Genomic DNA, 15762 nt, shown 5'->3' on the forward strand with positions numbered 1-15762 from the left:
GGAAAGCAAATTAAATAAAACATAAAAAAGAAAAGGACGTGACATTATGTGCACAAGTATCTTCACAAAAACAATCGACGGTAAACATCTGTTATCAAGAACTATGGACTTCTCATTTCCACTAGATCCAAATCCAACCTATATCCCTAGAAATTATAACTGGACTTCAGAAGCAGACAAGCAAGCTTACACTAATCAATTTGGATTTTTAGGAGCAGGACGCTTGTTGGGTGAATCATATTTTCTGGCTGATGGAGTAAATGAGAAAGGACTTTCAATTGCGGAATTATACCTTCCAGGAGAAGTTGATTACCAAAACGAAGCAGAAAATGGACAAAAAAACTTTGCACCTCATGAATTAATTTTATGGTTATTAGGAAACTTTGCTACTGTTGAAGAAATTGAAAAGCAAATTCATAAAATCAATTTAGTAGGGCTAGAGGCACCAATGCTAAATATTGTTACGCCGCTACATTGGATCATTACAGATGAGACAGGTCGCTGCGTTGTAATCGAACCAACAGAAAAAGAATTGAGAATTAAAGAAAACCCAGTTGGGGTGATGACCAACACGCCATGTTTTGAATGGCATATTGAAAACTTGCGCAACTACTTAAATGTTCGTCCAAAGCAATACGAACCAGTAACATTCGGCGAATATACGGCAGTACCATTTTCACAAGGAACAGGAACAATGGGCTTACCTGGAGGTTATACGCCACCAGAACGTTTTGTCCGCGCTGCATTCTTTAAAGAATACATTGATCAAGCTAAAAATGAAACATCTGGTGTAACGAACGCTTATCACATTTTAGCTACTGTCCGAATCCCGAAAGGTATTGTAGTGACAGCAGAAGGTGCGGAAGACTATTCTCAATACGTAGGAACAATGTGTAACGAAAGCCGTTCATACTACTTCAGTGCTTACGACAACGATCAAGTTGCTAAAGTGACGATTACAGATGAATTATTAACTTCAGAAGAACCAGTAACTTTTAATGTAGACAAAACTGAAAACTTCAAAGAATTGAACTAATAAAAAAACGAATTTAAACTACTAAAAAAACAAACTATCGGAGGAAATCAACATGATGAATACAAACGAATTAGCAACCCCACTTTTTGGAACAGAAGCTTCAGCGGAAGATGTAGTAATGAAAAAAATGCATAAATCACCAGTAGAAGCAAAAATCGCATATCGCTTAATCAAGGACCAATTAATCGATGAAGGAAATGCTCGTCAAAACTTAGCGACCTTCTGTCAAACCTATATGGACCCCGAAGTGACACAGTTAATGGCTGAAACAATGGAAAAAAACGCTATCGATAAATCAGAATACCCGCAAACAGCAGAATTAGAAACAAGCTGTGTGAATGTCTTAGCTGACTTGTGGAACGCGCCAGATCAAGAACGAGTAATGGGGACGTCAACAGTAGGATCAAGTGAAGCGTGTATGCTAGGTGGAATGGCTATGAAATTCCGCTGGCGTAATCAAGCAATTAAACGTGGATTAGATATCAATGCGCAAAAACCTAACTTGATTATTTCATCCGGATTCCAAGTATGTTGGGAAAAGTTCTGTGTTTATTGGGATATTGAAATGCGTGAAGTACCTATGGATAATGGTGAATTAAGTATGAATGTTGATAAAGTTATGGATTATGTTGATGATTATACAATTGGAATCGTAGGTATCTGGGGTATTACCTATACTGGTAAATTTGATGATATCCAAGCCTTAAATGATTTAGCAGAAGAATACAATCAAACACATGAACATGAATTAGTGATTCACGTAGATGGTGCCAGCGGAGCGATGTTTACACCATTTGTGAACCCAGAATTAGCATGGGATTTCCGCTTGAAAAATGTCATTTCGATTAATACTTCAGGTCATAAATATGGTTTAGTTTATCCTGGTGTGGGTTGGATTTTATGGCGAGATAAAGAATATTTACCAGAAGAATTAGTCTTTGACGTGAGTTATTTAGGCGGACATATGCCAACAATGGCGATTAATTTTTCAAGAAGTGCTAGCCAAATTATTGGACAATATTATAACTTCTATCGTTATGGATTTGATGGTTATAAAGAAATTCATACTAGGACTAAAGAAGCTGCAGTAAGTATTGCAAAAGCTGTTGAAGAGACAGGATTGTTTGATGTTTATAACGACGGCAGCAACTTACCAATCGTTTGTTACACTTTAAAAGAAGAAACAGATGTTGAGTGGACTTTGTATGATTTAGCTGATCGTCTTCAAATGAAAGGTTGGCAAGTTCCCGCGTATCCACTTCCTGATGATTTGGATAATCAAGTGATTCAGCGTTTTGTTTGCCGCGCCGATCTAGGTCAAAATATGGCTCAAGCATTAATTAGAGACTTCAATCAATGTGTAGAAGATTTAAATAACGCACGCATTTTGTACCATGAAAAAGAATCAGCACATGTACAAGGTTTTACACATTAATTTAGAGCAATAGTGAAAGAAATACGCATGATAAACGAAAACTTGAAAACAGGGTATGAATATATGTATTCATAGAGTCAGTAATTTATCAGCGTATACTTTTTCACGGCTATTAAATGGCAGTTACATAAAAAGTCCGACACAATACATAGAAACTGATGAAAAAAAGTGATGACAAAATGATTTGAAATGATAATAGGTAAGGTGTTAATGGCTGCTAATTTAAATTTTTTTGTACTTTCAAAAAAGATGATATGTTATTTTTTTGTTATTTTTTTTGAAAAAATCTATAAAAGATGGAATGGAATGGAACGTGGGTTTAATTTAAAATGGGCAAATGCTCGGGAATTTTAAATTTGTAAGCTCTTGAAAAATAATTATTTTAAACTAAAATTTATGTTTGAGTATTATTAAAAATAAAAAACAAAAATATAAAAATAAAAAATGTTTTTTTTAATCAATGCATCGTTTAGGAACTTTAGTAAAATTAGTTGATTTTAGGATCTACATAGAAAAAATTAAAAAATATTATTTGCAAACAAAAAATATGTCGGGAAAGAGGGAGGAATATGATCAAAATTTTAGATAAAATTTCTGCTAGAAAATTAAACTTGATAAAGATAATGAGTTCTGAAACAAGATATTTTAGTGTGAAAGAATTATCAGAGCAACTAAATGTCAGTAATAAAACGTTAGTTCGTACAGTTGAGTTGCTAAGAGAAGATATGGAATCTTGGGAAAGTAACGTTGAAATTTTGGATAAAAATATTCTAGGTTACTGTTTACTTCAATTAGATGGATTTTCGGTTAAAGAAATTGAGGTTTACTACTATAAAGAGTCAATTATCTATCAAGTTATTGATGAACTATTCCATAACAAATTTATAGATATCAAAACATTTGCCAGTGAAAGATACCTTAGTTATACCGTGGTCTATACACATATTGTTGAAATTAAAGAATTGGTAAAAGAGTTTTCATTAGAGTTGGAATTGAATAAAAATATCCGGCTTAAAGGTACAGAAATACAGATCAGATATTTCTACCTTAACTTTTATTGGAACACGTTAGGCGGGATTGAATGGCCATTTAAATATTTTGAAAAGCAAACCGCTTTTGAATATGTTGATATCATCGAGCGATTCTATTCACGAAAATTAAGTGTTTCTGAAACGGAATTTTTCCTCTATTGGATTGGAACGATCTTTAACCGTGTTAATTTAAGAAAAAAAACTGTTGACTGTACGGAGTTTCATTTATACAAAGGAATGTACAACGAGTTAGAAGAAGAATTAACACCTAAATTTTTAAGTAAAAATATTCCAGCAGAAAGTGTAGAAGAAGAAGTATTATTTATCTATCTAATCTTATTTTGTTTTCAACCTAGGAGAATATATGGCGAGGTAGATAAAGTTCATATAAGAATAGAATTAAACAAAAATCAGGAGAGCCAACTTTCTAGTTTTTGGATGAGAGAATTTTATGACCACTTTTCACTAAACTTAACGATTTCAGAACAAATTACGTTATATACTAACTTAGTTATCCAGCATCTCGGGTTATTGGTATTTAAAGGTGGAAAAGATTTTTTGAAAAGTAACGATTTTTATTTAACCGATTGTGATCCTGCGATATCTGAGATGTTAACAGAAGTTGTTGAAACTATGACAAGTGAGTTATTTCGAAAAGAAGAGTTTAAAGAATTGTTGCCTGATAGAAAGATAATAGAAAAATTGTACCAACAAGAACTTTACGATCTATTATTTTCTGATTTTCGGATGGGCAGTATTAAAGTAGCCATAATTTCGCAATTTGGTGAGCAGGTAAATCAATACTTTAAAAATATCGTTATCTCAAAAACGAATATGAAAATTGAGTTTTGTGATTTTTCAGATAAAGATGTAGATTTGATTATATCAGATCGCTCTTATTCAGAAATTTTGCACAAGAAAAATAGTCAAGCTGAGTTAATCATTTGGAATGCTCACCCTAATGAGATAGACAAGAAAAAAGTAAAAAAGGTTTTGCAAAAAATCAGTTGCCGAAGACAACGTAAAATCTTTTGTACATTATTAAACAGAAAGATAAAAAGGATTGCGAACTAAAAAAGTTAAACGTTGTTAGTTGAAGTCCCGAGAATTTGGGAATTATCCGAATCAGTTTAATAAAAAAATACGTTATAGTGGTTTAAGTGGCTGAGCTAGTCTGTATACAATGGGAAATTAAGAGGATTTAGGTTCAAACCAATAAAATTCTAAATGATCTGATTTTATCATTTGTATTAGTATTATGAGGTGGTTCATTATATAGAAGAATAAAACACGAGCTGAATCTGAACGACAATGCACTGAATGTTTGTTATTTTGTAAGCGAACATACCATCAGTGGTCTAAAGCTTGATTTCACTTATAAAAAGGTAATTCTTCTGTGTAGTTTAGGTGAAAATAAGCAAGTGACGGATGTTAAAATTTATTATTAAATAACGTGAAGAAGCAATTAAATTTGATCGACTACTTTAATAATAAAATTTAGAAATAAAAGGTTGTAAGAGAATGCTGCACGTAACACATGTTAATTAATAAATCTGGTTAAGAGTAAATTAGGTTTGTGAATGAAAACAAGAGGGATAGATAGTGAAGGAGGAAGTCAAATAAATGTATAATATAGCAATTGTTTCATCTGTAGACCGATCATTTGATGAATATGTACATGCATTAACTAATGAAAATTGTAATGTTTCATTATTAAATATCGATCAAGTCACAGAAGAAAATATTCAAGAAATGGATGCAGTCATTATAGAAGAAGTAAACTCAGATAATATAGGCAAAACTTGTGAGTTGATTATACAGGTAAAAAGTATTTCAAATGGCTTAATTTGGATTGCATCAAAAGACTCTAGAAAAAACAATCGAATAATTTATTTACAATTAGGTGCGAAAGGCACAGTAGAAACAAAGATCGAAGCTGATGAACTGGCTTTACTAGTTAGAATGGAACTGGACCGTCTGCAGGGACAGAGTAATGATGGATGGTCAAGGAAAGCTGCCATCAATAATTCATCTGAGTCTGATTTTGAGAAACGTTCGATTAAATTACTTCCAGATATCATGGGGGTAAAAATCGCTGGCAAAGCTGATATACTCTTGACTCGTTTAGAGTATAGAGCATTATCGTTATTGATAAAATTTCCTAATCAAGTAGTAACGTATGAAGAATTATTTCAACAAGTTTGGGAAAAAGAAACGGAGTACAGTACTTTCCGTTTGGCCAACTTGGTATCTCATTTAAGAAAAAAAGTTGAGATTGATCCGGATAAACCAATATATATTAAGACAATTCGCTTAAAAGGCTATATGTTATCAGTTTAATTAATCGTAACAGTTAAAATAGTTGAAGAAAATAAAATAGAATAGTAGAAAAAACGAAAGATATGATTTTAGAGTTTTGATCGTATCTTTTTTGTATATTTTCATTATATAACTAGTAATTGAATTTTGTTAACTAGTTTTGAAAACAGGATTTGAAGAAATGGTGGATCGTTATATTTTTGATAATAGATAGATAAAAAATTGGTATAGTTGTTTTTTTGGTGTTTTATCATATTTTTTTATTTTCGATAATAAAAAAAATTAATTGTTTTCTTGAAATGAAAAATAGAAATGAATAGTTCTGATTTAGTAATTAATGACGATTTAAATCATTTTTTTACTGTGTTTGTAGTGTTTGCGACTTAATTTTTGTACTTTCTAGATAATGCATGTATACTTTATAAGAACAGTTAGATCTTTCTTTATTTAAAATAAAATCATTGTTTTTTTATTTTAAATAAATAAAATGTGGAATTTAAAATCGATATGGTATAGCTTATATGGTGCTGGTTGTTAGGATAGGAAGTTAATTTGAATTTATTTGATAATCATAAATTTAAAATGATTTAAATGATAGGAATTTAAACAAAATGAAATAGACTAAATAGAGAAAATTAAGCTGAAAATAGCGGATGTGATAGCTAGAATGTATTCATAAAAAAGAACGTTTGTAATTTAATGTTGTTTTATAGGACAGTTAACGCTATTAAACAATAGGTATGAAGAGTAATTATCTGGCTCGTTGTTTTATTGGCTGCAAAATTTTTGATGGTCTTTAAGTGGGGGAGGCAAATAGTTTATGGATAGCAAATTATGTTCTATATTGAATAATCGAAACCAAATACTTTTAAAAATAATAACTAGTATCTCTCAAGAAGAAAGATGGTATAGCGTCAAAGAAATAAGTTTGGAATTGGATCTTGTAGAAAGAAGTACTCAGCGGTATATAAATATGGTGTATGATTTGATTGAGGAGTATACAAGGTTAGAGGGGCATTATTTTATTTTAAAAGTTAAAAAGAATAAAGGTATGAAGTTAATTATTGATCAAAATGCGAATTTTTCTTTATTGAAAAACTATATTTGTAAAAATGATGAAAATGTACAATTACTGGTTGCGCTATTATTTGATAAATATACTTCTGTGAATGACTATACGAAAAAAAATGATTTAGGAAAAAATGCTGTTTTGTCATCACTTAAAAAAGTTGAAAAATTTTTGACAGATTTTAATTTAGGTATTTCCACTAGAAGTTTTTCTGTGACAGGGGAAGAACATCAAGTTAGGGTGGTTATGTATAGTGTTACTTGGATGTTATATAGTTTAGATGATAATTTAAAGATGCTGGCTAGTATGGATGAGGCTAAAATTAATAGTGGTATTGATTTAATGGCTGAAACTTTATATTTAAATCTTAACACGATAGAGCGAAGAGAAATATTTTTTATGTTATTTATAGGTATCGTAAGGTTTCGAAAAAAACACGAAGTGGTATTTAAAGAGGAGTGGGACCCTTATTTACCTAAAGATGATAGTTCACAAATATTGTCAGTGCTAGGTAAAATTTATAACAATCATCAGATATTCTCTGTAGCAGAAATTCGTTTTTTAGCACTTTCGTTGACCATGAGAGCCTACTTTTATAGTCAAAGCAGTTTACGTAATTATATAATCAAAACGCATAGAGATAATGGCTCAGATATCTTTTCAACGACGGGACTATTTATGGAAGAATTTTCAAAATCAATTTCTGAAATACCTAAGAATAAATATGAATCAGTTTTCATGCACGTTTTTAGGAGCCACTTGTTTGCTAAAATGTATAAGAATGTAACTTTTGACTATAATTCTAATTATTTTTATGAGTATATTTCTGAACATTTTCCAAATTACATAAGAAAAATTCAAGGATTTATAGACCAATTGTACATTAAAAGCGGCAATGAATTGTTTTTAGAAAAAATTTTTTTAATTCAAAGATATTTTATGGTACTGTCAGCTGTTAAAAACAGTGTTGTTTACGAAAAATATATAAAAATATATCTACGGACTTCTGGACCAGAAATTCTCGAAGATGAGATAAAAAATTATATAGCTAATTACTTTAGCGATCAGTTTAATATTGAGTTTGTCGAGATGAATTATTTACAAAATCCTGACTTGATTCTAACGAACATTATCAGTAAACCGAATGATGAAAAAACGATCGTTATAAATTATCCTCTGAACAAAAGAGATATTAGTGCTATTAGAAATTATATTGAAGGATTACTTTAGAAATAATCTACTTTAATTAAATAAACAAGCGCTCATTAGAAAACTATTTTAAAAAAATAGACATCTAATGAGCGTTTTTTTGTCTTGCTAAAAGACAAAAAAATATCAATAATAGATTCTTTTCTTATTATATTGAATAAACGTTAAAGAATAGTGTTATTTTGCCGGAAATGCTTCGTTGAAAAAGTCAGAAAAGCAGATTTTGGAGGAGAAAAAGACTTTATAATAAAACTATGAAATGAAATTTAATAGAAGGGATGAAGATGTGATGAAGGAAAAAAAACAATTATCAAGGTTTGGATTTTTTGCGATGACAGCTTCGTTGTTTATAACTGTCTATGAATATCCAACTTTTGCTGATTCAGGTAAGACGTTAATCTTTTTCTTATTACTTTGTGGACTATTTTGGTTTTTACCTGTTGCATTAAGTTCAGCAGAACTTGCAACGATAGAAGGTTATCAAGAAGGTGGGATTTTCAGCTGGGTGGGTGAACCGCTTGGTGAAAAATTTGGTTTTACAGCAATCTTTTTTCAATGGTTTCAAGTTACTGTAGGTTTTGTAACAATGATTTACTTCATTATTGGAACGGTATCTGATGTTTTAAATATACCGGTATTAAACAATAATGTAGCTGTAAAATTTGTTAGTGTTATTGCAATCTTTTGGTTATTGACACTTCTTCAATTTAAAGGAACAAAGATAACAGAACAAGTTGCAAAATATGGTTTTTCAATTGGGATTGTTGTTCCAGTGTTAATTATGTTGGTATTGGCGATTAAATATATTGCCTCAGGAAATCCAATCTCAACCAATTTCACAAATAGTCACTTTTTACCAGATAAAAGCAATATCGCAGCATTAGTATCATTTGTTCTTGCTTATATGGGGGTGGAAGCTTCAGCTCCGCATATTACTGATTTGGATGACCCTAAGAAAAATTATCCCAAAATTATGTTTATCTTAGTTATTGTAGGGGTGGTTCTTAGTACAATTGGCGGAAGTGTTGTATCAATGGTTTTACATGGAAACATTTCAGCGAATAAAGGAGTTGTTGAAGCCTTTCAAGTGCTAGTTTCACCAGGGAAAAATTCTCCATTAGTTATTATTTTAGGTTTCTTGGTTTCATTTGGTGTAATGGCTCAAGTCAGTTCTTGGATTGTCAGTCCAACAGAAGGGTTGCAATTTGTAGCTTCAAAAGGCTTGTTGCCAAAAAGATATGCACAAACAAATGATTATGAGGTTCCAGTACCAATACTTATGGTTCAAGGAATTGTTGTAACTGTTTGGGCAGCTATTTTAACTTTAGGTTCAGGTAGTTCAGGCGGAAATGTCTCATTCCAAACAGCTATTTCATTGACAGTAGTTATTTATTTAAGTGCTTATATACTATTTTTCATCGCGTATCTAGTTGTTGTATTCAAAAAGAAAGAGTTAAAAAGAGATTACCAAATTCCAGGTGGTCAAGTCGTGAAAGTTCTTGTTTCAGGTGTAGGGCTATTAGTTTCAATTGCTGCCATTATAACAGCATTCATCATACCTGATTCAATGAGCAAGTCAGAAGGACAAACATATATTACTACGTTAATTTTTAGCTATATTGTGACATTAGTCGCTCCGCTGATTTTTTATCAGTTCTATAGTAAGAAAAATAAACTGAAAGGAGAGAAACATCATGAAAATGGCTAAACAAGAATGGATTAACTTATTTCGCAATAAAATTTTACTAATTTCGGTTATTGCAATTACATTTATACCGATTTTGTACTCATCAATTTTTGATAAATCAGTTTGGGACCCTTATGGTCGGGCAAAAGACTTGCCTGTAGCCGTGGTAAATGAAGACCAGCCAACAGAATTATTAGGTCAGAAAATGAATGTTGGTGAACAAGTTGTTGATAATTTGAAAAAAGATCATCAACTAGATTGGCAGTTTGTCTCAAAAGAAGAAGCTGAACAAGGTATGAAAGATTTAAAATATTACATGATTGTCACTATTACCAAAGATTTTTCAAAAAATGCAGCGAGTATTATTAATCAAACGCCTCAAAAAATGGAGATCGTCTATACAACTAACGATTCTCTAAACTATATTGCTGATGAAATTTCAACAGTTGGTGCTACTGCTTTGGAAACGCAAGTCAGAGAACAAGTTGTTGAAGCATATGCAACGGCTGTTGTGGAAGCTGGAGGACAATTAGTTAGTGCTCTCGGCCAAGCGGCTAGTGGTGCAGATCAATTAGCAGATGGTGGCGGAGAACTCCAGACAGGATTGAAACAATATACGGATGGTGTTTCTCAAGCTGACGACGGTTCTAATCAATTGGCAGATGGAACAGGACAATTAGCTTCAAGTATTGGTCCATTGGCATCTGGTGTTTCACAGTTAGATAGTGGATCTAATCAATTAAGTTCTGCTTTGAACCAGGTCAATAGTGCTTTAGCACCCGTTCAAAATAATGTGACTAACATTGATGCTGGTTTAAATCAATTGGCTGTTGGAACACAAGATTTAGCTAATGCTTTGGCTACTTTTGAAAGTAATTTAGACCCTAACGTAAAAGTAGTTTTGGACAATGATTTACAAAATATTAGAAATGAAATCGAATCAATTATTACAAACAAAGACAAATTATTAGGAATTTCGGGCGATGCAACTGCAGTAGCGAATCAAGCGACTGTTGCAAGTAATAGTTTAAGTGGTGCGAACCTACAAATTCAAAAAATTCAAACAGATATTGATTCTTATGTAGCAGGTTTACTAGCACCAACAACTATTCCAGATAACGAAAAAGCTAGTATTGTAAGTGCGATTAGCAGTAAAGTAGATGCAATTTTAGACGAACAAATTGCTGCTGCTACTTCACAAATTAATACGTCTTTAGCAGCTGTTGAAGCAGAATTAAATACATTGAGTGTTAGAGCAACTGAATTATCTGTATCAGCAAATGATGTAAGTAATATAGCTAATGCAATGGCGGCATCTTCTCAACAGGTATCAGCTTCTGTAGCTAGTATCCAAGCAGGAGTCAATACGTTTGAATCTTTATTGAATCAAGTTCCAAGTTCAGGAAGTGCAGCTGGCTTAACGAATAACTTATATGCAATTAGTTCTGATTTAAATCTTGTGGCTACAGGATTACCAACCGCTTTAGCAGGTGTGAATCAGCTAGCGACCGGAAGCGGTCAATTAACTTCTGGTTTAGATCAACTCCAAAGTCAAATTCCGACTTTATCAAGTGGGGTAGATCAGTTAAACACAGGTGCAGATCAATTACAAGCTGGATTAGCAGAATTAAATGAAAACTCACCTGAATTGATGAGTGGAATCAATCAGTTAGAAGATGGAGCAAAAGAATTAGCTTCTGCATTAGATGAAGGTGTTAGTGAAAGCTCAACAATAAAAATTACGAAGAAAAACATTGATCAGTTTGCAGCACCAACAAAATTAACCAATGATGAATATAGTAAAGTTGCAAATTATGGTGAAGCGTTAGCTCCATATATTATGTCACTTGCATTATTCGTAGGTTCAATGTTGTTCAACTTTGTTTATCCAATCAGAAAAATTTCTATGGCAGGACAATCAAGCGGTGCTTGGTGGTTGAGTAAAGTTAGTCTAGGATTTGGCGTTTCAAGTATGATGGCGCTGATTCAGGCAAGTGTTATGTTGCTAATCGGTTTACATGTAGACAATCTTTTCCAATTTTTCCTAACAGCATTTGTTAGTGCATGGTCATACATGGCAATTACAATGTTCTTGGCAATGACTTTTGATAATCCAGGCCGTTTCGTTGCGATGATTCTATTAGTACTACAATTAGGTGGTGCGGGTGGTACCTTCCCAATTCAGTTGCAGGCGCCATTCTTTAAAGCAATTCATCCATATCTTCCGATGTCTTACTCAGTTTATGCATTTAGAGAGGCGATCTCTGGAGGGATTGGGACACCGTTATTTACGAAGAGTATTTTAGTTTTAATCGTATTAACCATTGTTTTTGTAGCACTACTACGTTATTCAATGCATATTTTACAAAAGAAACACTTGGAAAATGTCTCTGTATTGAATGACAATCAAAAATTACAAGGTTTGGAGAATTAAAAATACAAATAAAGGATAAAAGAGGAGGATGGTTTTATATGTGTACTAGTATTTTTACTAAGACGTTAGACGGAAAATATCTTTTATCTAGGACGATGGATTTTTCATTTCCCTTAGATGCTCGTCCCATTTATATTCCGGCAGAATATAAATGGGAATCTGTAGCTGATAATAAAAAACATAAGTCAGATTATGGTTTTATTGGTGCAGGACGTTTATTGGGAGAGGGGTACTTTGTTGCAGATGGCGTTAATGAACATGGACTTTCTGTAGCTGAATTATACCTTCCAGGAGAAGCGAAGTATCAGGATTACACCGAAAGTAACAGTATTAACTTAGCACCGCATGAAGTGATTCTTTGGCTTCTAGGAAATATGACTTCTGTGGAAGATGTGAAGAAAAATATTGGTACATTAAATATTGTCGGAGTGGCTGCTCCATTGCTTAACATCGTTACGCCGCTTCATTGGATTATTACAGATGCTGAAGGCAATAGCACTGTTATTGAACCGACAGAAAAGCATTTAAAACCAAAAGAAAATCCAGTTGGCGTGATGACGAATACACCTCAACTAGAATGGCATATTGAAAACTTAAGAAATTATTTACCGGTTAGACCTAAACAATATGCACCGGAAACCTTTGGTGAATACGTGGCAGAACCGTTTTCTCAAGGAACAGGAACAATGGGCTTGCCGGGTGGTTATACACCGCCGGAACGTTTTGTCCGTGCAGCGTTCTTTAAAGAACATATCGAGCCTGCAAAAGATGAAACAGAAGGTGTTAATAATGCACAGCACATTTTGAATACAGTTCGAATTCCTAAAGGGATCGTCGTTACTCAAAATGGCGAAGAAGATTACTCATTATATTCAGGAACAATGGTAAATAATACTCAAACATACTATTATACATCTTATGAAAATCATCAAATTACGAAGCTGGTTCTAGATAAAGAGCTGCTAAGTAAAAAAGAGCCAATTGTCTTTAAATATCAAGGAGACACTGAATCATTTGATGTATTGAACACAAGGTTATAACTTATTGCAGCTTTTTATTAATAATAAAAAAATAAATAAAGAATAGGATGGATTACTATGACAAATAAAGACTTTTCAAATCAAAAATTACCATCAAATACATTTTTCGAAGATGGAATTGGCTCAGATGTTGCGTATGATGCAATCAAAAGTTATTTAATTGACGAAGGGAACTCCAGACAAAATTTAGCAACGTTTTGCCAAACTTATATGGACGATGAAGCGATAAAACTAATGTCTGAAACGTTAGATAAAAATGCTATCGACAAATCAGAATATCCAAGAACAGCTAAAGTAGAATCTTCTTGTGTAAATATGTTAGCAAACCTATGGAATGCACCAACTGAAAACTTCATTGGAACTTCAACAGTAGGTTCAAGTGAAGCATGTATGCTAGGAGGGATGGCCATGAAATTTAGATGGCGCCATCTAGCTGAGAAAAAAGGCATCGATGTAACGAAAAGAAAACCTAACTTAGTTATTTCAGCAGGATTCCAAGTTTGTTGGGAAAAATTCGGGGTTTATTGGGATGTTGAATTAAGAGAAGTCCCTGTTGACCCAGATCATTTAAGTTTAGACTTAGATCGAGTATTTGATTATGTTGATGAATATACGATTGGGATTGTAGGGATTTTAGGTATCACTTATACTGGTAAATTTGATGATATTGAAACGTTAGACAAGATGGTTGAAGATTATAATGCCAAACATAACGCTGACCTAGTTATTCATATCGATGGTGCAAGTGGTGCAATGTTTGTTCCGTTTGTTAATCCAGAATTAGCTTGGGATTTCCGCTTAAAAAATGTTGTTTCAATTAATACTTCTGGACACAAATATGGTTTAGTTTATCCAGGTGTTGGTTGGGTAATTTGGAAAGATCGTGAATATTTACCTGAAGAATTAATCTTTGATGTTAGTTATCTTGGCGGACATATGCCGACGATGGCAATTAACTTCTCAAGAAGTGCCAGTCAAATTATCGGTCAATATTACATGTTCTTAAAACTAGGACATAATGGCTATCGTCAAGTTCATACAGAAACGAAAGAAGTGGCTATGTATTTAGCAAAAGCAGTTGAAGACACTGGTTTATTTAGAATCTATAATGATGGCTCAAATATCCCGATTGTATGTTATACCTTAAAAGCAGATGCAGATGTGAAATGGACGCTATATGATTTAGCTGACCGTTTACTGATGAAAGGATGGCAAGTTCCAGCATATCCATTACCAAAAGATATGGACAATGTAATTATCCAACGCTTCGTTTGTCGTGCTGATTTAACAATGCCGATGGCAGAAGAAATGGTTGAAGACTTTAATGAAGCAATCAAAGAGTTAGCAACTGCTACTGTTTTAGGGCATGACAGCGGTGAAAAAGTTCACGGATTTACTCATTAAAAATAGTGCTAATAAAATAGCAATATAGCTGTAACTAATTAAAAAATAAGACGTCAGGTAAACGGTGTGAAAACGTGCCTGGCGTCTTATTTTTTTGCTAGAAAGATGAATGTGCTGTGAGTCGCTATTTTAGCTATATTAGAACGTATTTAGGTGCTTAAGTTAAATGAACACCTTTATCAACGTAAATGATGTCTCCGACGATCCCAGCGGCTAATTCACTGACTAAAAAGGCACAAGTATTTCCGACCTCTTCAATGGTAACACCTGCTTTGTCAGGAGTGCGGTCTTCTGATAGTTTAATTAATTGATCGTAATCTTTTACGCCAGTTACAGCTAGTGTTTTAATCGCACCTGCCGAGATACCGTTGACACGGATTTTGTCCACAGCAAATTCATAAGCTAGATATTTTACTGCTGTTTCTAAAGAAGCTTTGGCAATTCCCATCATGTTGTAATTAGGGATAGCTCGTTCAGAACCTAGGTAAGTCATTGTAACGATCCCTGATCCTGGGTTAAGCATAGGTTTTGCGTAATGTGCAACAGCCAAAAGAGAGTAGCTGCTAATATCTTGCGCTAATAAGAAACCAGAGCGGCTGATGTCACTAACATTTCCATCTAGTTCTTCTTTGTTGGCGAAAGCAATTGCGTGAACTAAGCCGTCAATTTTTTCGTATTTCGCTTGGATTGTTTTAAACGCTTCAGCGATTGATTCGTCAGAGGCAACATCGCACTCTACTAGTAAATCAGTTGGTTCAGCTAATTTTAATAATTGCTTTTTCATACGTTCGTTTTGATAAGTATAAATAACATCAGCGCCTTGTTCTTTCAAAGCTTTGGCACATCCCCAAGCAATACTTTTTTTGTTGGCTACGCCCATTACGACAATTTTTTTATTTTTTAAAAACATTTAAAATTTCTCCTTTTTTAATAATTATTTTAGTACGTAAATAGTGGTACACCTATTAATAAAATCTCAATAACTGACTTTATTTAAGTTGACGGATAAAATTGCAACTGGTATTATCTGTGTGAGAATGATAATATAATTCTCTAAATAATAATCACAATGAGACAGACATTTTATCGATGTCTGAA

At 33.0% G+C, this 15762-nt stretch carries 10 protein-coding genes; 9 read left to right on the forward strand and 1 reads right to left on the reverse strand.

Translation table 11 applies throughout. The annotated features are described in order from the left end of the window. The first annotated feature begins 46 nt into the window (after nt 1–46). The 9 genes from C240_RS13735 (at nt 47) to C240_RS13775 (ending at nt 14664) form a co-directional block, all read left to right on the forward strand. Nucleotides 47–1036, forward strand: a complete 990-nt coding sequence (locus C240_RS13735; protein WP_271497030.1) for a choloylglycine hydrolase family protein — start codon at nt 47–49, stop codon at nt 1034–1036. A 52-nt stretch (nt 1037–1088) separates the two neighbouring features. After that, on the forward strand, nt 1089–2471 hold the full coding sequence (locus C240_RS13740; RefSeq protein ID WP_271497031.1) for a glutamate decarboxylase: 1383 nt from the start codon (nt 1089–1091) through the stop codon (nt 2469–2471). A gap of 569 nt (nt 2472–3040) precedes the next feature. Further along, nucleotides 3041–4576: a helix-turn-helix domain-containing protein gene (locus C240_RS13745; RefSeq protein WP_271497032.1), complete on the forward strand. Its 1536-nt coding sequence runs from the start codon at nt 3041–3043 to the stop codon at nt 4574–4576. A 549-nt stretch (nt 4577–5125) separates the two neighbouring features. Continuing rightward, entirely contained in the window at nt 5126–5842 is a 717-nt protein-coding gene (locus C240_RS13750) for a DNA-binding response regulator (protein WP_271497033.1), read from the forward strand. A gap of 799 nt (nt 5843–6641) precedes the next feature. Beyond that, nucleotides 6642–8120: a helix-turn-helix domain-containing protein gene (locus tag C240_RS13755; protein ID WP_271497034.1), complete on the forward strand. Its 1479-nt coding sequence runs from the start codon at nt 6642–6644 to the stop codon at nt 8118–8120. A 268-nt stretch (nt 8121–8388) separates the two neighbouring features. Then, entirely contained in the window at nt 8389–9807 is a 1419-nt protein-coding gene (locus C240_RS13760) for an amino acid permease (protein ID WP_271497035.1), read from the forward strand. Beyond that, nucleotides 9794–12220: a YhgE/Pip domain-containing protein gene (locus C240_RS13765; protein WP_271497036.1), complete on the forward strand. Its 2427-nt coding sequence runs from the start codon at nt 9794–9796 to the stop codon at nt 12218–12220. Before C240_RS13760 ends, C240_RS13765 begins: the two co-directional genes overlap by 14 nt. Before the next feature lie 38 nt (nt 12221–12258). Continuing rightward, nucleotides 12259–13260 (forward strand): choloylglycine hydrolase family protein, encoded by a 1002-nt coding sequence (locus C240_RS13770; RefSeq protein WP_271497037.1) that lies wholly within the window; start codon nt 12259–12261, stop codon nt 13258–13260. Nucleotides 13261–13317: 57 nt separating this feature from the next. Then, the gene (locus tag C240_RS13775) at nt 13318–14664 is read left to right on the forward strand and encodes a glutamate decarboxylase (RefSeq protein WP_271497038.1); all 1347 of its coding nucleotides are present in this window, start codon (nt 13318–13320) and stop codon (nt 14662–14664) included. Nucleotides 14665–14821: 157 nt separating this feature from the next. Here C240_RS13775 and fabI read toward each other — a convergent pair whose 3' ends face one another. Next, nucleotides 14822–15574: an enoyl-ACP reductase FabI gene (gene fabI, locus C240_RS13780; RefSeq protein WP_271497039.1), complete on the reverse strand. Its 753-nt coding sequence runs from the start codon at nt 15572–15574 to the stop codon at nt 14822–14824. Nucleotides 15575–15762: the final 188 nt, after the last annotated feature.

Source organism: Enterococcus sp. 5H (assembly GCF_028128615.1).
Lineage (GTDB): Bacteria > Bacillota > Bacilli > Lactobacillales > Enterococcaceae > Enterococcus_L.